The organism is Collinsella sp. CLA-ER-H7 (genome assembly GCF_040092345.1).
Lineage (GTDB): Bacteria > Actinomycetota > Coriobacteriia > Coriobacteriales > Coriobacteriaceae > Collinsella.
Window position 1 is genome coordinate 58845 of record NZ_JBBNLT010000008.1, and the last position, 21582, is coordinate 80426.

At 60.7% G+C, this 21582-nt stretch carries 7 protein-coding genes and 1 other RNA gene; 2 read left to right on the forward strand and 6 right to left on the reverse strand.

All coding sequences use genetic code 11. The features are described from left to right. Positions 1 to 136: 136 nt before the first annotated feature. A complete protein-coding gene (locus AAAX75_RS06035; RefSeq protein WP_349091431.1) occupies positions 137 to 2437 on the forward strand; it encodes an LTA synthase family protein in 2301 nt (766 codons plus the stop codon). A gap of 561 nt (positions 2438 to 2998) precedes the next feature. On the opposite strand, the gene bilS is transcribed toward AAAX75_RS06035, so the two are convergent. From bilS to AAAX75_RS06050, 3 genes are all read right to left on the reverse strand, one after another. Further along, entirely contained in the window at positions 2999 to 3550 is a 552-nt protein-coding gene (bilS, locus tag AAAX75_RS06040) for a flavodoxin family protein BilS (RefSeq protein ID WP_349091478.1), read from the reverse strand. A 127-nt stretch (positions 3551 to 3677) separates the two neighbouring features. Continuing rightward, positions 3678 to 5537, reverse strand: coding sequence for an ABC transporter ATP-binding protein (locus tag AAAX75_RS06045; RefSeq protein WP_349091432.1), 1860 nt, complete (start codon positions 5535 to 5537; stop codon positions 3678 to 3680). Further along, complete coding sequence (locus tag AAAX75_RS06050) at positions 5538 to 7394, reverse strand: ABC transporter ATP-binding protein (protein ID WP_349091433.1); 1857 nt, start codon at positions 7392 to 7394, stop codon at positions 5538 to 5540. Positions 7395 to 7603: 209 nt separating this feature from the next. Here AAAX75_RS06050 and AAAX75_RS06055 point away from each other — a divergent pair, with 209 nt between their 5' ends. Continuing rightward, positions 7604 to 8617 carry a hypothetical protein gene (locus AAAX75_RS06055; protein WP_349091434.1) on the forward strand — a complete coding sequence of 338 codons (1014 nt, stop codon included), beginning with the start codon at positions 7604 to 7606 and terminating at the stop codon, positions 8615 to 8617. 507 nt (positions 8618 to 9124) lie between these two features. Here AAAX75_RS06055 and ffs read toward each other — a convergent pair. From ffs to AAAX75_RS06070, 3 genes are all read right to left on the reverse strand, one after another. Continuing rightward, positions 9125 to 9220: signal recognition particle sRNA small type (gene ffs, locus AAAX75_RS06060), an RNA gene on the reverse strand. 94 nt (positions 9221 to 9314) lie between these two features. Continuing rightward, a complete protein-coding gene (locus AAAX75_RS06065) occupies positions 9315 to 19931 on the reverse strand; it encodes an FctA domain-containing protein (RefSeq protein WP_349091435.1) in 10617 nt (3538 codons plus the stop codon). Positions 19932 to 20051: 120 nt separating this feature from the next. After that, positions 20052 to 21263: a hypothetical protein gene (locus AAAX75_RS06070; protein WP_349091436.1), complete on the reverse strand. Its 1212-nt coding sequence runs from the start codon at positions 21261 to 21263 to the stop codon at positions 20052 to 20054. Positions 21264 to 21582: the final 319 nt, after the last annotated feature.

A 21582-nucleotide genomic window follows, 5' to 3' on the forward strand; every position in this document is an offset into this window, starting at 1 on the left:
TACATTGCGCCACACCGCCGCACGTGCGCGTTAATATGGCTGGTTGTTGTGCGCAGCCACCAATTGCAGCGCCTATCTTGGTAACAATCGGGTAAACCCCCGCTTTCGTACGTTTTAGTTTGTGAGGAGTCTCAGCATGTTCGCTGCCGCCATCTCGCTCGTCGGTCTTGCGGCGACCGTCTACCTTGTCTTGCGCGAGGCCAAGGCCATTCGCGCTCAGTCGGGCACCGTTGCCAAAAGCGCTCTTGGGTGGAGCGTCGTCTTCGGCCTGTTCCAGGTCTTTTTGACTATTTGGGGCGCCATTGGCCTCGTCGCCCAAAACGAGCCGCTCGCCTTTGTGATGCTCATCCTGACCAACGCCATCCTCACCGGCTGCGCTTGGGCCAGCATCGCACGCGACCGCATCGCCCCGCGCGTCTTTGCGTTCGCCGCGCCCGACGCCCCCGCTCCCACCGGCAAGCTCGCCCGCCTGCGCGGCGCCTTTGTGGGCAAGCCACTCGTCGCCACCGTGCTGTGCCTGCTGCTCGCCGGCGTCTTTGCGCTGCTAGGCATGGAGGTATCGTCCAACCACGACTTTACCTGGGTCTACCCCCTGTGCATCCTGCTCGAGTGGGCCATCATCACCACGCTCATGACCGGCCTGTTCTTCCTGTTCCAGCGCCACGGCGCAGCTCCCGCGGTCCTGGCCTTTGCCCTCTTTGTCCTGGGCATTGCCGAGTTCTTCGTCATCACGTTTAAATCCATGCCCATCCAGCCGGGCGACCTTTCGGCCATCTCCACCGCCGCCGCGGTCGCCGGCACCGGCTACACCTTCTCGATCTCACTGTTCTGCGTGCTGTCCGTGGGCTTTACCGCCATCGCCATGCTGCTGTGCGAGTACGCCGGCCTGGTGGCACCGCACCGTCAGAAGGGCGCCGCCAACGCCAAGCGCATGCTGCTCACCAACCTGCTCGTCGCCGTGCTGTGCCTGGGCGGTGTGACCGCACACGTCACGCTCATCGACTACTACAACACCCTCGGCATCACCGTCTACACCTGGCGCCCGCTCGAGAGCTACTGGCGCGAGGGCTACCTGCCCGCTTTCATTAGCGCAGCGCAGTCCATCAAGCCGCCCAAACCCGCCGACTACTCCGTCGACGATGCCAAGGCCACGCTCAAAAAGTACGCCAAGGCCTACGACAAGTCCGACGCGGCCAAGAGCGACGAGCGCGCCGCCGCAAAGGAGCAGTTCGATAGCGAGAAGCCCACGGTCATCGCCATCATGAACGAGACGTTCTCGGATCTGTCGATCTACCAGAACATGCGCGCCGGCTACGAGGGTCCGCAGTACTTTAAGAACCTGTCCGACTGCCTCAGCCGCGGCAAGCTCTATGTGAGCGCCTACGGCGGCGGTACCGCCAATACCGAGTTTGAGTTTATGACCGGCAACTCCATGGCCAACCTGGGCTCGGGCGTGTACCCCTACACCATCTACAACATGGAGACGACCGGGAACCTGGCAGAGCAGTTCAAATCGCTCGGCTATTCCACCACGGCTATGCACCCCAACCACGCGACCAACTGGAACCGCGAGAACGTCTACAAGGACTTTGGTTTTGACCAGTTCCTGTCCATCAACGATTTCCAGGGCGCCGATACCCTGCGCGGCATGGTGACCGACCAGGCTACCTACGACAAGATTCTTGAGCTGCTCGACCAGAACGCCGATCCGCAGTTTATCTTCGACGTGACCATGCAGAACCACTCGGGCTACGATACGGGCCTGCTGCCGGTCGACAAGCAGATGCACCTGAACATCGACACGACCGATCTGGACACCAAGACCGTCGAGGATGGCACGCTGTCCGATGTCGACGAGTATGTCTCGTGCATCGAGCAGTCCGACCAGGCGCTGCGTTACTTCCTCAACGCCCTGAGCAAGCTCGACCGTAAGGTGGTCGTGGTGTTCTGGGGCGACCATCAGCCGTTCTTCCCGTCCAAGTTCAACGACAAGTGGTTTAACGGCGAGGACGACGCCACACATCAGGAGCGTCTGTGGCAGACCGACTACATCATCTGGGCCAACTACGACGTTGCCGGTTGCAAGCAGACGAGTGAGGTCGACGACCTGTCCACCAACTACCTGTCCACGCAGCTCATGCAGCTGATCGGCGCACCGCTGACCGACTACCAGAAAGCGCACATGACGCTGCGCGAGTCGCTGCCCGCCATCAACTCCGTCGGCTACGAGGACGCCAGCCTGCGCTGGGCGCTCTCCTCCAACGTCACCGGCGACGACGCCGCAGCAGCAGCCGCCACCAAGGCGCGAGAGGATTACGCCAAGATGCAGTACTACGAGATGTTCCGCGACGGCAAGAACGTGTACACCGAGCACTTCCAGACCGAGGCCAACGAGACCGACCCCAACTTGGCGCCGGGTACGACCAAGATCAAGTAGCGGGTCACTCATAACTGGTTCGTCTGCCCGGCGGCGCGGAACGTAAGGTTCCCTGCTCGGACAGTCCTGCTCGCACGGAGAGCACATTAAGTGCTCTCCGGCTCGTGCGGAACTCGCGATGAACCTTACATTCCGCGTCGCCGGGCAGACGCCTCGGTGTTGAAGCGCGGCTTGTCATGGGGACACCTGCTGAACATATATAAGTTGAAGGCCACGCCATGTGGTCTTTTTGCATCCGGAAACCGTGTCCCAGAATTCACGTCCGGAGTGGGATGCGGTTTCCGCTTACGGCCCCGTTGGGAAACTGCGTCCCACTCCAAAGGCAAATTCTGGGACGGGCTTTCCGAAACCCCATCCATCCGGAAAGCCCGTCCCACTCTGAATACATCCAGCGAACATATGCGAGCGTGTCATCCAGGACGGCCTCGTCATCGGGGTGATGGAAAATGTCGCCCCAAACGCTTGCAGCGGTTGCGCCCACAAGTGCCAAGAAAAAAGCCTCGAGAATTTCGAGGCTTTCACATTTGTATTGTTTTGCACGAAGCACCGCGAACAGCGAAGTTACTCGCCCAGCACGGCCTTCTTGGCCACCGTCGCCATGTTGTCCAGATCTTCCTTGGTGGGATGGTCCTTTGCGGCAACCCAGTTGTCGAGCAGCATCTTATAGCGCGCGTTTTCGGGTTCTTGCTCAAGCATCGCCTCATAGCGCTGCTTGACCGCGGGGCCCATCTTGCCCTGGCACATCGCCCAGCCCGCAAGCTCGGCATCCCCAGCCAAATTAGAAGTTACGCGATCAATAATCTGCTGGTAATAGCTCTGGTCGGCGCCAAAACCGCAGGTGCCAAACAGGAAGACGCGCTTGCCGTGCAAGGCGGAGAGCAACGTCGCGACCGAAGGCGTGCACGCGCCCTTGTCGCACCAAAAACCGACGAGCACCGTGTCGGCCGCGCAGGCGCCCTGCGCCTCGAGCGCAACCTGATCTGCATCCGCATCGTCGCTCAACGCCGCGGCATGGACAAACTCAACACCCGCAGCCTGCAGAGCGCGCTTGATCGCGCCCGAAACCATCCTGGTATTACCGCTCTTGCTGTTAACCACCAAAGAGCACGTCATAGTCACGTTGCCTCGTTTCCCCCAAAACTAAAGCCACTAATGCAATTTATTAGATGAATATCTTAGTACTAACGTGACAGATGTAAACCACCGTCTGTCGATTGATTAATTTGCCCCACGGGCTTGCTTACTGGGCGAATTGGCTGCGGTAGAGTTCGGCGTAGAAGCCGCCTGCCGCTAGCAGCTCGTCATGCGTGCCGCGCTCGATAATCTGGCCGTCGCGCATCACCAAAATGCAGTCGGCGTTGCGGATGGTGCTCAGGCGGTGCGCCACGACAAAGCTTGTGCGGCCAGCCATGAGCTCATCGAATGCCGCCTGCACCTGCAGCTCGGTGCGGGTATCGATGCTCGAGGTCGCCTCGTCCAGCAGCAAAATCGCCGGGTCGGTGAGCATGACGCGTGCGATGCACAGCAGCTGTTTTTGACCCTGGCTAAACGTGCCGCCGTCCTCGCCGATCACCGTATCGTAGCCGCCTGGCAGCTGCACGATAAACTTGTGCGCGTGCGCGCGCTTGGCCGCCTCGACAACCTGTTCGCGCGTGGCATCGGGACAACCGTAGGCGATGTTTTCCGCCACCGTGCCCTCGAACAGCCAAGTGTCCTGCAGCACCATGCCAAAGGCGCGGCGCAGGCTTGCGCGCGTGTAGTCACGCGAGGAACGGCCATCGACCGCAATGCGACCGGCATCGATATCATAAAAACGCAGTAGCAAATTGATGAGCGTCGTCTTGCCACAGCCCGTAGGACCGACCAGGGCAAAGCGCATACCGGGCTTGGCATCGATGCAGATATCCTGCAGCAGCTTGCGGTCGGGCACGTAGCTAAAGTCCACGTGTTCAAAAGTCACCTCGCCCTGCGGGGCGACAAGCTCTACAGCGTCCGACGCGTCGGGCTCCTGCTCGCGCGCATCGAGCAGCGCAAACATGCGGCGCGCCGAGGCGTACGCGGTCTGGATCTGCGTAATGACGTTGGTGACCTCGTTGAACGGCTTGGTGTACTGGTTGGCGTAGGACAGGAAGATCTGCACGCCGCCCACCGTAAGCGCCGCGGGCACGCCCGTGATCACGCCCACGCAGCCGATCACAGCGACCACGGCATAGATGATGTTATTGATAAAACGCGTACCGGGGTTGGAGAGCGAACCCATAAACTGCGCGCACTCGCCCGCGGTGTAGAGCTCGGCATTGAGGGCATCGAAGCGCTGCTGAGCGTTGGGGCCATAGGCAAAGGCGTCGACAAGCTTTTGCTCGCCCACATACTCCTCGATATGACCACCGAGCTGCCCTTGAATGCGCTGCTGAGCCGTAAAGCTCTTGTTGGAGAGCTTGGCAATAGCACCGGCAGCAAAGATGGAAAGCGGCGTGACGAGCACCACCACGAGCGTCATGGTCAGGTTAATGGAGAGCATAAACGCGAGCGTGCCCACGATGGTGATAACGCCGGTGAAAAGCTGGGTAAAACCCTGCAGCAGGCCGTCACCCACCTGATCCACGTCGTTGACCACGCGGCTCATAAGGTCGCCGTGGGCATGGCTGTCGATAAAGCTGAGCGGCATACGGCTGAGCTTGTCGCTCGCCTCCACGCGCATGTCGCGCACCGTCTCGTAGGACAGGCGGTTGACGCAGTAGCCCTGTAGCCACTGGAAGGCCGCAGCACCTACGACGACAATCGCGAGCTTGGTAACGAGCGGCAGCAGTGCGTCAAAGTCCACCTGCCCGGCGGCAACGATCAGGTCGATGCCCTCGCCGATGAGGATGGGCGTGTAGAGCTGCAGAATCACGGAGATGGCGGCGCTCACAAACGACGCAACAAACGAAATGCGATGCGGACGAACGTAGCCCAGCAGGCGGCGGGTCACCGCACCCACGGGATAGCGCTCGGGATCGCCGGGCTGGCGCGGACCGTCGCCCAGGTCGTTGAGGTTATCGTTACCGGACACGTTGGCCGTCATCGTGGCGACCGAACCGGAGGAAGTGTACGGATTCATTTAGCAGCCCTCCTTTGCGCAGACAGATGCAGGGGCGGTCGGGGTGGGCGCGAGCGCTGCACTCCCCTGCTGACCCTCGAGCTCCTCGCGGCGAAGCTGCGACTGGCAAATCTCGCGATAGAGCTGACAGGTCGCGTACAGCTCGTCATGCGTGCCCAGGCCCGCAACCGAGCCGTGGTCAAGTACGCAGATCATATCGGCGTCGCGCACGGTCGAAACGCGCTGGCTTACGATCACCGTAGTCAGCGGCAGCCCGCCCTCAGCAGCGCCACACACGCTGCGCTCGCGGATGGCATGGCGAAGCGCCGCATCAGTCTTAAAGTCAAGTGCCGAGGCGGAGTCGTCCATGATCAGGACCTGAGGCGAGCCCACCAGGGCGCGCGCGATGGTCAGGCGCTGGCGTTGGCCACCGCTGAAGTTTTTACCGCCTGCCTCGACCGGGGCATCGAGCCCCTGCGGCTTGTTGCGCACGAACTCGCTCGCCTGCGCCATGTCGAGCGCCGCCCAGAGATCCTCGTCGGTCGCAGCCTCGTCGCGCCAGGTCAGGTTGCTGCGGATGGTGCCGCTCACCAGCGACGCGCGCTGTGGAACGGTCGCGACCACACGGCGCAGCTGGTCGAGCGGCCAGGTGCGCACGTCGGCGCCCATCACACTCACGCTGCCGGTGCTCGCATCGTACAGGCGCGGGATAAGCGAGACGAGCGTGGACTTGCCGCTACCCGTACCGCCGATAATGCCAAGCGTCTTGCCCAGCGGGAGCTCCAGGGTCACATCGTTGACGGCATTTGCCGCGCCCGCGCCAAAGGAGAAGCTCGCATGGCTCAAGCTCAGCGCGGGGACCGGAACAGCGCCACCCGCCAGTTCGCTCGGCTTGGGCAGCGCAACCGACTGATTGCCCTCGTCGGTGATGCTCGGCTCGCAGTTGAGCACCTCGTTGATACGCGAAGCACTCGCGCTCGCCTTGGTAAAGACCACGACCAGGTTGGCGACGTACACGATGGAGGTCAGGGTCTGCGTCATGTAGTTCACAAACGCCATGACCTGGCCCTGCGTAAGCTCGCCCACGTTGACCTGGATGCCGCCCACCCACAGGATGGCGCACACGCCCAGGTTCATCACCAAAAACGTGACGGGATTAAGGATTGACGAGAGCTTGCCCACCGCGATGGCGGTATTGGCCTGGTCATCGGCGGCTTGGGCAAAGCGCTCGCGCTCGTGATCTTCGCGTACAAAGGCGCGAACCACGCGGGCGCCCGAAAGCCCCTCGCGGCAAATGAGCGCGATGCGGTCGAGCTTTGCCTGCAGCTGCTTGTAGTACGGAATGCAGCGCGCCATGACAAACCAAAACACCAGGCCAATGGCGGGCGTGCAAATCAAAAAGATCATGCCGAGCTTAAGGTCGATGGCAAGGGCCGCGCACATAGAGCCCACCGCCAAGAAGGGCCAGCGGATGAGCATGCGCACGCCCAGCGCCACGGCAAGCTGCACCTGGTTGACGTCGTTGGTGATGCGGGTGATAAGCGACGGCGTGCCAAAGCGGTCGAGTTCGGCATAGCTCAACTTGTTGATGTGCTGGTAGAGCGCACCGCGGATATCGGTGCCCATGCCCTGCGAGGTGAGCGCCGCCATCTTTTGGCAGACGAGCGTAAACGAGATGCCGATCACAGCCATGGCGCCAAGCAGCATACCGTAGTGGACGACGGCGTTGACATCGTGTGCGCCAATACCCTTATCGATCATCTGGGCAATCACGAGCGGCGTAAGCAGGTCAAAGATCACTTCGATCAGCTTGCACGCAGGGCCGATCACCATATATCGGCGAAACTTACCACCAAAACGCCTGAGCAGCTCAATCATAAAAAGGCGCTCCCTATCATCATCCACATTCAATTCGAACCATGATAGTACCGCCACCCCAAAAGAAGCGTAAACAACTCGTCATTTCTAGCGGGGTTCAGTTTTCAGAGGGGTATACGCGCACGCCCGATCAATGGCGGGCAAACCGCCTGATATACTTACATTAGTGCTACCAAGTTAGTCGCCGACCCTTGAAATGAGGTGCCGAGATGAACGACATTCTCGCAAGAAGAGCAAGACGAGCAACTGTGGGCATCGCCCTTTCCGCGGCACTTGTCGCGGGAATCGCCCCCGTAACGGCGATCGCGGCAGAAACCAGCTCCCCCACCGGTGCAGTTGCCTTGCAGACGGAAGATGCGGCCGCCGCAAAAGAAAGAGCGTATGCAGCTATGCAGGAAGCGCTCAAAAACCTCGAGGCCGCGAAAGACGCCGCAAGTCCCGAGAAACTTGCGGAAATCGATGATGACATTGCCGCATTTCAAGAACTCTACGACATGGTGGTGGCGGAAGCCGTCAAACGGAGGGAACCCCTTCCCGCCATGCAAGCGAACGTCGATGCAGCCCAAGCCAAATACGATGAGGCCCACAACCGGACAAGCGGCCTTCAGGCAGAATTGGATAAGGCACTTGAAGCACTCGGCGACGAGGAGCCCAGCACAGCTATTAAGGAGCATATTAAGCAGTTGCGCAGTGAGATCATGGCGGCAGAAAGGCGAGAAAAATCTTATGAAGATGATCTTCACTCCTACCAACGCCGACTCGAAAGCCAGGAAAAACAGGTTCAGCATTTCGAAAGTGAGGCAGAGGAAGCTAAAGCCCACATCGACGAGGACATAGCCAAGCGAAATGCGCTCCTCGGCGATTTGGAAAAGGCGCAAGCGGCCTATGATGACGCCTGCAAGGCATACGAAGAGGCAAAGGCCGCGGCAGATAAGACCACCTCGCCCGAGATAACGAAACCCGCCGAGACAGTGCCTCCCTCCGGCTCAACGCAACCCGCCGAGGCGACACCGCCCGTTGCCTCACCTGCAACCGGCAAAGACGCCCCATCGAGCTCCACCAAGCAGGCGAACTCGAGCAGCGGCAAGCAAGCAGATACGACCGCCGGCAAGCTCGCAAACACGGGCGACACAGCGCCGAGCGCAATCGCACTCGCAGCAATCGCCGCCGCAGGCCTCGGAATAACCGCCACAGCCACACGCCGCGTCAGGAACTCAAAATAGCTGCCAGCGGTTATTGTCTTCGCCAATCCACAAGCCAAGAGACAAAAAGAGGTCCGTTTCCCCAACCCAGGGAAACGGACCTCTTTACTTGAAAAAACAAATGGTAATGCCGCCGTCTCTTGAACCACGCAGCCATCAATGCCCAGACAACGCCAACGAGCAGCATTCCTTAAGGGATAGATTAAATTAGATAAACGCGCCTTTACGGGTGATTTTTGGACGACGGGGCCCGGCCGGCGGCGAGGTGTTTGGTAGTCGAGCGATCCCGCAGGCGCAGCCGAGGACCAGCGAGACACCAAACACTTCGCCGCCTCCTGGACCGCGTAGCCATCGATGTTTTGGCAAAGCCAGCGAGCGCCACCCAGAGCGAACAAGTTGGCATGAAAAAGGCAAGGCATAGACCTTCTGGTCATGCCTTGCCTTTTGAATGACAAATTGTCGCTCTGGGTGGCGCGCAGCGTCGAGCATTGCGCGGTTTGGTAAAACCGCGCAAAAAGAAAGCCCGTGCGCTCGATGGATTCGGATGCCCGACAGAGGCTCCTTATGGCTGCTTCCTTCCGGACCTGACCAGATTCGGAACATGTCGTCATCCGAACCCATCGAACACGCTAGGCGCTCGGTATATCTTACCTGCTCCCGTCCAGCAGGGCAAGTGGGGCGAACCCATCGGATGGATTCGCCCCACTCGTACATATCGCTAGCGGCGCCTACGGTACAGGACCGCGCCGCCCGCTGCGGTCAGCGCGCCGATGCCGGCCATGGCCGCGAGCGCCTCGACCGGCAGGCTGCGGTCGCCGGTGTCGGGCATACCGCCCTTGGAGCCGTCACCGGAGCTGCCGCCGGAGCCGTTATCTGAACCGCCGCCCGAGCCGCCGCCCGGCGTGCCGGGGTTCTCGGGGGTGCCGGGCTCCTCGGCGTAGCTGTTGGTGGAGACCGGCGGCAGGCCGGCGTCGCCCTCGTAGGAGACCTTCGCCGACAGATAGCCCGTCTTGGTGCCGTCTGCTGCCTCGTCGCTCACCGTGACGACGATCTTGTGCACCGCCTTGTCGTAGGTCACGTGCGCCTGGCCGTCGTCGACCTCGCTCACCGTGAAGGTGTAGGTGCCGGCCTGCTTGAACGTCAGCGCATCGAACGTGACGCTGCCATCGGCGGCATTCTTGGCGATCGACATGACCTTGCCGTCCCGGCTCTTGAGCTCAAAGCTAAACTGGCCCGCCTTGAGCTCGGCACCCTTGAGCACCTTGGCGGCGCCCAGCTTGAGGGTGACAGGCGCGGCCTCGTAGCCGTTGGTAAACGTCACCGAGGTTTCGTTCGCGGCATTGCCCCCGGCATCCATGAGCTCGTGCTTGACGACGAGCGTGCCGTTACCGGCGTCGACAACCGTCGTGCGCACGCGGTACGTCGTCTTGTCGTACGTCACGCCGCCCGCCGTGCCGGCGACCTCGCGCAGCTCGTAGCCGTGCGTACCGGGCGCGGTGTAGGTGACGGGGCTGAGCGCGACCGTGCCGTCGGCGGCGTTCTTGCCCGTCGCCGCGATGTTCTCGCTGCCGTCGGCGGCAAGCTCGACCAGCTGGAACTCGAACTCGCCCTCGGCCAGGTCACGACCCTTGAGCTTCTTGCTCACCTTGATCTGGTCGGTGACGGAGCTCGGTGTCGGGTTCACGCCGTAGGTGTTGGTGAACTCGAACGCGCCCTTGCCCTTGGGCGTGCCCTCTGCGGGCAGGACCTCCGCGGCGAGCGTGCCCGCGTTGGTGTCCTCGACCACCCTGACCGTGAAGGTCCTCGTCGCCGTCGCGTCGTTGACCACGCCGTCGACCGAACCGGACTCGCTCACCCGGTAGGCGAACGTCTTGGTGCGCAGGCCGTCGCCGTCGATCTCGACGTCATCGAGATCGCTCGGCTGCCTAAACGTGACGCTGCCCAGCTCGACGTTGCCGGCGGCGTCGTTGGTCGCCTCAGTCACTGTCTTGCCGGAGGCGTCAACCGGTGCGGGCGCGCCGTCCAGCGGCTCGATCTTGAAGGTGTACTTGCCCGCGATGTCGGCCTGCGCCAGGCCGAGTCCGGCCTGGCCGAGCGCCAGCGTCTTGGTACCCGCGATGTCGACCGTCGCCTCGTCGGCGCTATAGCCGTTCACGAACGACAGCGTGCCGTCGGAGCCCTCGGGATAGACCACGGCAGTGTCCAGCCCGCCCTTGCCGTTATCGGTCACCTTGACCGTGATGTCGAAGCTCGAGGCGGTCGCCGTCACGCCCGCGGGCAGCCGGTCCGTGCCGTCCTCGGATACGGTATAGGGAATGACCCATGAGCCGTCGGCGGCCCTGGTGGCGATGCCGCCCGCCACCATCCGCTCGAGAGCGTCGGTGGTGTAGGCAATGGGCGAGAACGCAAGTCCCGCGGCCTCGCCGTCGCCGGAGGCCTGGTTGGTCGCAGTCGCGACCACGTTACCCTGGGCATCGCGGACGGAGAACGAGAACTCGCCCGCCGCCGCGGCGCGGCCCGCCAGCGTCTTGGTGGCATTAATTGCCACGTTGCCCTCGCCGCCGAGCGTTCCGGTGGCCTCGTAGGAGTTCTCGAACGCGACCGTCACGGGCGCAGGCGTCGCCGTGACGTCATCTGCCGTGGAGACCTCGCTGCGGGCGACCTCGACACCGTCCTTGGCAACTGTGGTCGTGACCGTGAGCTTGCCCGTCGCGGCATCGTAGGCGGGCGCGATGGTCACCGTGCGCGGCGCGGTGTCGTTGGCGTAGCCCTCGCCGCCGAGTTTGGTCTCGGTGACGGTGAAGCTGTAGGTCTTGCCCGCGTCGGCGTCGGTGAACTTCGCATCGCTGCCCGCAGCACCGCCGACGAGGTCGATCAGGTCGGCCTCTCCGTCATCGGCAGCGGCCACGGCGTAGGCATCCTTGTCGGTCTTGAGGCCGAGCTTGGCGGCCGTCTCGGCGTCCGCGGTCACGGTGAAGGCGAACTGCCCCGCCTCCATGGCGCGGCCGGAGAGCGTCTTGGACAGGCGCACGCCCGCACGGGCCGAGTAGTCGAGCTCGGTCGTGTAGGTGTTGACGAAGTCGCCGCCGCTCGCCTGCGCGATCGCGGGCGTCGTGGCCGTGAGGTTGCCGGAGCCGTCGTCGGCCACGGTCACCGTCATCGTGGCGACGTGGCCGTCGTAGGCCACACCGGCGATGGCGGAGCCGTCATCGGGCCTGGCCTCGCGCACCGTGTAGGTGAAGGTCTTGGCGCGCACGCGCTTGCCGCCGACCTCGGCGAACCCGGCGTCCTTGATGTCGTTAAGCGTGTAGCGGATGGCTCCGAAGTCGAAGGCGACCCTATCGCCCGCCTTGGTGCCGGCGGCGGCCGTCACGCTGACGGTCTTGGAGCCGTCGGCAGAGCCCTCGGGCATGGGGGCGCCGCCCTCGCCCGTAAGCGTGAACTGGAAGCTATCGCCCTCAGCCCAGTCGCGGCCCTTGAGCGCCTTGGTGAAGAGCCCCGCGGTGGAGACGTCTCTGCCCTCGGTGACCGTTCCGTACGTGTTGGTGAACGCGACGGTCGCGCCGTCCTCGGTCACGGCGCCTTCGGCCTTGGAGCCGTCGGCCCCGTTGACCGTGGTCGTGTAGCCCTCGGCGGCGTCCTCGGTCACGGTGTAGCGCGCGCCCACGGGCAGGCCGGCGATGGTCTTCTCCCCGCCGTCCTTGAGCGTGAAGGTCGCCTTGCCGTCCGTGAACGTCACGGCGTGCTCGCCCTTGCCGAAGGTGCCGGAGACGGGCTCGCCGTCCCCGTCGGTCAGCGTGACCGCAAAGCCGAACTCGCGCTGGCTGTCGCCGCCGACGACCGTCTTCTTGACGGTGAGGCTGCCGGTCTTGGCGGTGTTGGTAAAGACCGCCGCCTCGACCGTGCGCTCAGCAGCGTCGCCCGCATCGTCAGTCAGCTGTGCAATCTTGGTCTTGGCAGACAGCTTGCCGGCGCCGTTGTCGGTCACCGTGACGGTGGCACGATAGGTGGCCTTCGAGAAGATGAGCGACGTCTCGTCACCCGACGGCTCGGTAATCACATAGGTATAGGTACCGGGCTTGGTGTACTCGATGGTACCGAAGTTGCCGACCTGGGCATCCTTGTGCAACTCAATCGTCGACACGCCTTCCTTGGCGCCCTTGGGCATGGGTGCCTCACCCTGGGCAGTCAGCATCATGGTAAAGGCATCCGCCTTAGTCCAGTTGCGACCGGAGATCTTCTTTTGAACCTTAAAAGCGTTCTCCACCTTTGTGGACTCCACGCTGTAGACGTTGGTGAAGCCCACCTTCGTCGCCTGTCCGACGGTACCCTTCTGGGGGTTCGCCTTATCGACAACCGCAAAGCCGTCCTCGCTCGTCATGAGCTCACCCTTGGAGTCGAGCTCCTGCACCTCGTAGTGCGCACCTATGGGCAAGGTAACCGTGACGGAGCCGCCGGCCTTAAGCGCGATGGTGTCACCGCTCTTGATCTGTCCGCTTACATAAGTGCCGTTGGTGCCATCGGGGCGACCGGCGTACGCAAAGGTGCCGGCCAGAGGCGTTGTGCCATCGGCCTGGTAGAGCAGCACCTTAAAGGTAAATGCCTTGTTGGGCGCGGTGATGCCTTCGGCGGCCGTGACCGTCTTGCTCAACGTCAGGCGCCCGTCAGAAACCTGATCGGTGGTGGTGTTGGTCTTGACGGCAGGGTTGTTGCCGACCGCCACCGACGCCTGATTGGAGATGTCGCCCGAAGCGCCACCGCTCTTAAACGCGTCCTCGGTCACGCGGACCTTAAACTGAACCGTGCCCTCCTTGCCGGCGGGAACGTCCTTCAATGCCCAGGTGAGGTTGCCGTCATTGTCCTTGGAGCCGGCATCCTTATGGTCGCCGGCGAACTCCACGAACTCGGTTCCCGCGGGAACGGCATCGGTAATCACCACCGTGGCAGGTGCGTTCTCGGTGTTCTTGTAGCCGATGGTGTAGGTGAGCTCATCGCCCAACCTAACGCCCGACCCCTTCGAATCCTGAGCGTCGTTCTCGGACTTCTTGGGCACGAAGTTCGTCGTGGTGCCGGTATAGCTCTTGCTCTTGTCGCCGACCTTAACGGTGGCAGTATTGTTGATGGCGCCAACAGCGCCTTGGGCACCCTTCACAGCGTCCTCGGTGATCTTTACGCGCACGCGCACCGAACCGTGGCTGCCCGCGGGTTGCTTACCCAAGTTCCAGGTGAGCAACTGACCGCTCGCAGCGCCCTTATCGGCAAACTCGCCCTCAAAGGCCTCGAACACAACGCCCGTGGGCAGCTCGTCGGTCACGGTCACGTTGGCCGAAACCAGATTACCGGCGGCGTCGGCCTCGGTATTGGCCCAGTTGATGGTATAGACGTAGGAGTCGCCCACAGAAAGCAACTGCCCGTCGATGTCCACATCGGGCTTCGCGACCGTGCCAATCGTCTTGACCTTATCACGCGTGTTGTGGAAGACGATCTTACCCTTCTCGGTACCATCGCGATAGGTCACCTTGGACGTCAGATTGCCGTCGTTGTGGTCGGTCACCTCGAGCAGCACTCGGCACGTCGCAGACGTATCCACGGGACGCACACCCTCGGGCAGGTTGGCCATGCGCTCCTTTGCCACCAGGTTAAAGCTGTAGGTGGTGGTGTGGTCGGCATTGTGACGCTTGGTGGCAATGCCATCGTTGACGGCGCCGGCAAGGTCAATCGTCTGCTCATGAGTTCCGCTGGTAGCATCGCCAAGCTTAAAGTTAACCTTACCAAAGTCGACCGTAGCGGTACCGTCCTCGTCCGCCTGAGTCGTGCCCTCATCCATCTTTTCGAGCGAGCCGTCGGCCTTCTCGGCATACAAGTCAAATGTATACTGGTCAGCCTCGATCTTGTCGCGGGAGTCCATTACCTTCTCGGCAGCAAGACCCTCAAAGGTTCCTTTCGCGATGTAGCTGTTGGTAAAGGACACCTGGGCCTTGGCGGTACCGCTCTCGGAGCTTAACTTCGCATCAGCGGAAAGCTCGACGTTCTTGGCGTCATAGTGCTTGGCCGTGGTCACGGTATAGAGCGAACCGTTATCGCGTTTCTTAACCGCAATCTCTACCTTCCAATAGGTGGAGTCGTATGTATAGCCGCCCTTGCCGCCGTCATTCTCGACAACCTTGTAGGTAAACGTCTTACCCGCATCTTTCGTCGCAAAGGTCAGGCCGCCCAAAATACCGGTATGGGACGTGCCGTCGGCCTGCGGCTCATCGTTTGTCACGGTGAGCTTGCCCTCATCCGCGCGCAGCAGCTTGTTGAGCTTTTCGATTGAAGCATCGTCCTCGCCCGTTACCGTAAAGCCAAACATGCCGGCATGCAGATCGTGCCCGTTGAGCGTCTTGACGATCTCAAGACCGCCCTGGAGCTCGTAACTCGTTGAAGTTTGGTAACTATTGGTGAAGATAAAGCCTTCCGAGCCGGTCGTGCCATCGTCGCGGGCCACAAGCTTGCCGCCCTCATCGGTTACGGTGACGGTCACGGTATAGATGTGCTGGTCATACTTCCACTCGCCGAGGCCGCCATTCGGGGCCAGCTCGTTAATAGCAAACTTATACGTGCCCGGCTTGTTAAAGGTGAGCTTCGAGAAGTCGACCTGATAGTGCTCCCCGTCCTTGAGGCCCTCCTTCGTTTGCTTCTTCTCGACATAGCCGTTGTCCGCACTCATCGAGGAGCCGGTGATGAGATTGCCGCTGATGGCAGCCTTGGTAGCATCGTCAGCCGCGGTCATAGCAAAGGTGAACTTGCCCGGAGCATCGGCACCGGCAACCACCTTCGTCACGGACGGGGTGTAGGTTGCCGCCTCGGTGACCGTATAGGTGTTCTTGAATTTGACCGTCGCGACACCGGTGGACGTTGCACCCGACGGATAGATCCACTGGCCCTCGAGCTCGTCCTTGCCATCGACCTGCTTGCTTACCGATGTCGTGACCCTGAGCGTGCCGTCGCCGTTATCCGCTACGACGGCCCTAACCGTATGGACCGTCTTGTCGTACGTATAGCCCGTCGCCTTGTCGTCAATCTCGCTCACCGTATAGGTGAACGTCTTGCCGGCATCATCCTGAGTGAAGGTCAGCCCGCTCGCAGTTACCAAACTCACGGTCTTGGGGGCGTCGGCCTCGACATTTGCGGTCTCAAAGACCCTGCCGTCCGTGGAAATGCCGACCTTGCTGGCAGATGTCTCGTCAGCAGGCTTGACGATATAACGGAACGTGCTCTTAGGCGAGCCAAAAATGGTCGCGTCCTTGGGATACGTCAACGTCTTCTCAATCTGCAGACCGCCAGCAGCGCCATAGTCGAGGCTTGCCTCATAGCGATTCACAAACGAGACGGCAGGCGTTGTGGCGCCGACCTCACTTGCATCGTACTGCTGCACGTAAGTATTCGGTTTTTGCTTGAGCTCGACGATCTTTTCGTCCGTCAGCGCGCTCGCGTCGGCGCCGTCGCCCAGCAGCTCCGTCACACCCGTACCCTTGAGCACGGTCGTCACGGTATAGAGCTTAGCGGGGTCGTTCTTGCGTGCAAGAACCTTGACGAGCACGATGGCATCGCCCGTGTAGCCGATGTCATAGGCGTAGCCGGCAGCCGCTGCAGGCTGGTTCTCGTGAATGCGATAGGCAAACGTATGGCCCAGATCCTGCTCCGTGAGCGTACGAGCAAAGAGCTTCTCTTGCCCGCTTGCGCCCACCACGGCACCGGACACGCCGGCCTCCGCCGCCTTATTGGACAGGCTAGCCTCGGCGCCGTCGACCGACGTCTGAACGCCGTTGTACCAAAGGCCCGTCACGGCAAAGGTAAACTGGCCCGCGATAGAGGCGCGACCCTCAAGGGCCTTGCTCACCGTCATGCCACCAAAGGTGCCCGATGCATGGTACGCGTTGGTAAAGGCAGCCTTGTCAGTTACGGGCTTGTCCACATCGGAGGCACCGGTGTTGGCGTAGGTCACGCTCGACACGCGCAACTCGCCCGCATGGTTGCCCGACTCGTCCAGATCGGTCACCACGACGGTCGCACGGGCGGTGTGCTTGTCCATGGACATGCCCGCCTGGCCATCCTGCGCAGCATCCTCGGTGATGTTGAAGCTAAAGGTGCCTGCGCGGTTGAACGTCACGGTCGGGGCGGCTTCGGTGCCAAAGGAGAACGATGCCATGCGTCCCGACTCGGGCGTGCTGGCGACAGCTTGGTTGGTGTTAATGACAACGACACCATCCGTTACCGCCTGCTTTGTAGTCTTACCCAGGCTAGTTGCGCCGTCATCGTCCGCAGCGGCGGCAAGGTTAAAGGTATAGCTCTCGTCCTGGTTCCAATCGCGACCGCTCACGGTCTTCTGACCCTGCAGGGTCACGCTCGTGGGCTTCACGCTATATATATTGGTAAAGGACGGTGTGGCGTTGTTGTCCAGTTTCTCTACCGAGCCGTCCTCTGCGGCCTTGTAGTACTCAACCGAAGTCTGGATGCCGGCACCCTTCTCGGCGTTGCGCACTACGGCGTAATAAACCGATCCGTCGTAGGTCATACCCGTAACACTGCCGGGATTCTCAGCGAACTTGTAAACGTAAGCGCGTCCCGCATCCGGCTTGGCGGTATAGGAGATCGCCGGCCAGGTCACCGCGCCATCATCGGCGTTGTTGCCCACGGTCGCGGTGTTGCCCTCGGTACCCTGAGGCATGGGGGGCTTGATGCTCGGTACGACCGTCTTGGGGTCGAACGCTGCGTCGTCGTCCGCATAGCCGCCCATACCCTCAAGCGTAAAGCTAAAGGTATTCTGGGCAAGCAGGAAGGTCCCGGCGTTGTCGGTTAGGCTCTTTTGAGCATGGATGGTGATGTTCCTCTCATGCTCGTCGTAGCGGTTGGTGAAGATCGCGTCGGCAACCTCTGTCTTGGTGTCGTCGCCCGCGTCGTTGCGCTCCTGCGTCATCTTCACGCTCTTAACGACAAGAGCACCAGCTTGGTTGTCCTCCACCACGACCTCCGCTTTATAGCGGGCGGCGGAGTAGCTTATGCCGTCTGCCCCGGCATCGGAACCGGGGATAACCTCCGAGATGGTATAGGTGTACGTGCCGGGCTTGGCATAGGTGATGTCGCCAAACGTTGCCGTCTTATAGGTGATGTCGCCAACCGTTTGCGTCTGGGAATTCTTGGTAAGCTCGACCGTCGACACCTTGCTCTTGGCGCCATTGGGCATGGGGACGCCGTCGTCGGCTGTAAGCTGCACGGTAAAGGAATCGCCATCGGCCCAATCGCGACCTTCAAGCAACTTCTTGGCGCCCAGCCTATTCTGGGCGTCGAGCGTTACGGACTTGGCGCTGTAGTTGTTGGTGAACTCAAGCGTGTTATCGGCGGGAATCTGTCCGCCCGCAAGCGCGACAATCTTGCCCTCGATGGTGTTGCCAGTTCCCGACTGCTCCTTGCCGCCGACCTTGCGGCTCACGAGGCTAAAGCCAGCCGGAAGCACCGACTCGTCGGCAGAGCCGGTCACAGTGTTGACGATACTCGCCAGTACATTGCCACTGGACGCCTCGCCCTTGGTGGTGAGCTCGCTCACACTGTAGTTGTCACCCTTCTTGAGGTCGTATACGCGAATGGTCTCGCCGGCCTTGATGGAATGGGTGTCGCCGTTATTGAGCATGAAGGAGTTGCCCACGGCCTTGCCATTCGCATCGAATACGTGTGCCTCATAGCCCTTCTCGGAATCCGGCAGGGTGAACTTAAACGTAAAATCCTTGGTAGGCGCGGTAAGGCCACTGTCCGCCGTCACGGTCTTAGTCACTTGCAGGCGTGCCACACGACGATCGGTATACTGCACGGCCGTTGCCGTGGTAAAGAGATGATTGAGCTGAAGCGTGCCCAGATCGGTGCCATTGGTGGCATCATCGTCTTGATAAAGGGCCATGCGGTTGATGCCCGTATCGGCAAAGATGGTCGCCAGCTGGCCGTTGCGCTCGCCACCGTCCTCGACATAGCGCAAGACGGTCTTGGTGCCCTGCGCCGTCTTGTCATAGCGCATGTGCATCAGGTCGTTCGCCAGAGAAGGCGTTACACCCTCGGCGGTGCACTCCTGGCCCCACGTCAGGCTTCCGCTGGCGTCAACGGTCGCACTCTGCAGCTTGCCCTTGATGTGCGTAAGCGTGTTGTCGATCGAGTCAGGAGAGCCAAACTGTGCCAACGAGGCAATCAGCGAACCCGGGCCGCTCATGCTGCGCACACCGTCGTCTTCCTTGCCGGCATCCACATACACACCCGAATCGTCCACGATTACCTTGGTGATGGTGTTGTTAATCTCATGGCCATCTGGACTTACAGACTCACGCAGGTAGTACGTACCCTTGATAAGGGGTGCATGCTTTGTCGAATCGAGTGGGAAGCATGCAGCACCCTCAATGTCATACGGATAGGTCATGCCGTTTGCCTGCACGGTGTCATACGGCGTGGCGCCGGCTTCAATGGCATACGTGCTGGGGCTATCGCCGGTAACGTCCTTGGCCTGGTACAGCTCAAACGTCGCGCCGTTCACGGGCTTGCCCAGGTCGTCAACCTTCTGCACAAACAGACGATTCTGGACGTTGGTGAGGTGAATCACCGTAGAGAACTGCCTGTTTATCGTTTGATATTGGACCATAGAGGTGTTGTCGATGGTTGCCTCCGCCAGAGACGATGCTGTGGTGTGATACACCGCCACGGTATATTCGGACTGGGACTTGTCCGTCATCATGGCGGCGTACTTCTCGATATCGCCGGGCAGCGACCTGACCGTTACCTCGTAGTCGCCCTTGGTGTTGACGCCAAAGACGCTCGTATCTGCCGATTTGGCAGCCTCGACCGCACCGGCAATGCCATGCGCAGAGCATAGCTTGTAGCCCTCGAGCGGATTGCCCGTGACCGCCGTCCATGCGCTTTCGTCCGTGTCACTCTTGCTCTTATCGGTGCGCTTGAGCACGACAGCAAAGGTCGTACCCAAGCTAATGGGTTTGTCCTTATTGTCTTTTGTCTCTTTGCTAAGGGAAATGGTCTCCTTAGCGGCCAGATAGCCGCCGTTCAGCCACATGCGGCTGCCCGTCCATGACTTGTCGTCGGCTGTTGTAACCGTTGTCTGCGGTGCAACCACCGCGCCACCCGTGCCACTTGCCGCGGCCTTGTACTGCAGGTGCAGCTCACCTGGCGTTGCAGTGGTCGATGAGGTCAGGCTCGAGCGGTATCCCTTGGGCAGGCTAACCTCTTTGAGTACAAAGTAGTCGTTTTTATTGGCGTGCTCTTCGTCGAAGGAGAGAACGGAACCGTCCGGCTTCAGAAGCACCAGCTGGCCATTGGCGTCCGTCGTGCCCTGAGCGATGGCCTCATCCTGCGCGTTCCAGTTGGCATCTGACTGATACAGAGCAAACTCGGCACCCTGGACTGCCTCGCCGTTCTGGTCGACCTACGCGACCTCGGACGACGGCAGGGTGGTGAGGTTGAACTTAAGCGACATGTTCGATGCGCCCGCGCCACGCTCCAGATAGAAGAAGCTCAGCGTGTGCTTGGAGCTGTCGAGGAAGGTGTTGCCGGAGAATCTTCTGTTTGAAGTATCTGCGCCGGCAGCTTGGAACATCGCCTTAATGGTGGTGTCTTGAATTGTCTTTTCGGGATCATTTGCATTGTCGACATGACCGACATGCACGCCACCGGTGGCGAAGTTGATCTTGAGCGTCGCCTTCTCGTGGATGCCACCCAGATCGCCCACGAGTACGCCATCGATGTACACCCAGACGTCATCGTCGCCCGAGAACTCAAAGATCATATCTTTGTTACCGGTGGTCTTGCCGCTCGCAGGCTGGACAAACTCCGTGGTCACGGACATTCCAAAGTGATGGTTGAGGTTCGTGCTTCCATCAATGATCTGCTTAGGGGAGAGGCTGTTGCCCTTCTCATCAAAAACCTTGTCAGCCGAGTCGAAGGGGAAGAACTGGCCCAGATTTGCATCTGATACGCCGCCCTTATATACGCCCGCCTTATCGTAGACGTTAAAGGAGTTGGTCGTGGGGTTATACACGGCATAGTTACCATAGTTACCGTCAGAGCCGTACGAGTCGTAGACGTAATAGCCATCTTTGAGCTGGAAAAGGCCTTGCACGTTGTTGTAAACGGCCTTGCCATTCTGCTTGCCGTTGGCCTGACTGTCGTTGTTAAAGAGATAGGCCAGCGACTCATCGGTGCAATCGCCTTTCGTGCCGTATGAAGCATAGGTGCCAGCCTTGATCTCGGGATAGCCATTCACCAGCGTGTTCTTCACAAATGGAAGACGTCCAAAGCCGTCAATGCCGCTTCTTCCCGTCCATTTATTAATGCCCGATCCGGCACCGCCATTGAACTTGAGCTGGTGACCTTTGTTGATGCCGGTGTTGTCATTGCCATTTTTGTTGTTTATGTTGACGGACTTATCATTGTCGCCGTTCACGACCCAATAGTCGAACAAATTGACCGTAGTGCCGGTGGGATTCACCGTCTGCACGGTGTGGTTGCTAAAGGGATCCGCTTGATCGGCCGACGCACTCGTCGCGCCAAACAAGAGCGCACACGCCGCCAGCGGGACGGCCAAAACCCTAAGGACACGCTTTGCGGTATTGGTTTTCTTGCCAAAAGGCTTTAGCATTTCTCGAGCTCTCGCACACACGCGATTCATGAAGGCCCTCCCCAAATCCATGAGGACGTCAAGCAGCGACTCGCTATATATGTGTGTCGTCCCCATCGATGCAAATATACGCCCCCCCCCGCGCAGAAACGCAAGGCAGGACATCGCTATATGCTTAAAATTGTAGCAATTTGGGTGACCCGAAATTTCGCCTCGGGTTGCCACTCAGGCTCAAAATCGAACCACTCGCGCCATCGACATACCCCAGTAGGACAAATCGACCGGCAATCTTTATCCCCCACATCCCACAAAGTAGCTAGTTTGGGACGGGACTATTTTG

Excerpts from the sequence above, each read along its gene's own strand:
- AAAX75_RS06035 (WP_349091431.1), top strand. The coding sequence starts at position 137 with ATGTTCGCTGCCGCCATCTCGCTCGTCGGTCTTGCGGCGACCGTCTAC.
- bilS (WP_349091478.1), bottom strand. The coding sequence starts at position 3,550 with ATGACGTGCTCTTTGGTGGTTAACAGCAAGAGCGGTAATACCAGGATG.
- AAAX75_RS06045 (WP_349091432.1), bottom strand. The coding sequence starts at position 5,537 with ATGAATCCGTACACTTCCTCCGGTTCGGTCGCCACGATGACGGCCAAC.
- AAAX75_RS06050 (WP_349091433.1), bottom strand. The coding sequence starts at position 7,394 with ATGATTGAGCTGCTCAGGCGTTTTGGTGGTAAGTTTCGCCGATATATG.
- AAAX75_RS06055 (WP_349091434.1), top strand. The coding sequence starts at position 7,604 with ATGAACGACATTCTCGCAAGAAGAGCAAGACGAGCAACTGTGGGCATC.
- AAAX75_RS06070 (WP_349091436.1), bottom strand. The coding sequence starts at position 21,263 with ATGCTAAAGCCTTTTGGCAAGAAAACCAATACCGCAAAGCGTGTCCTT.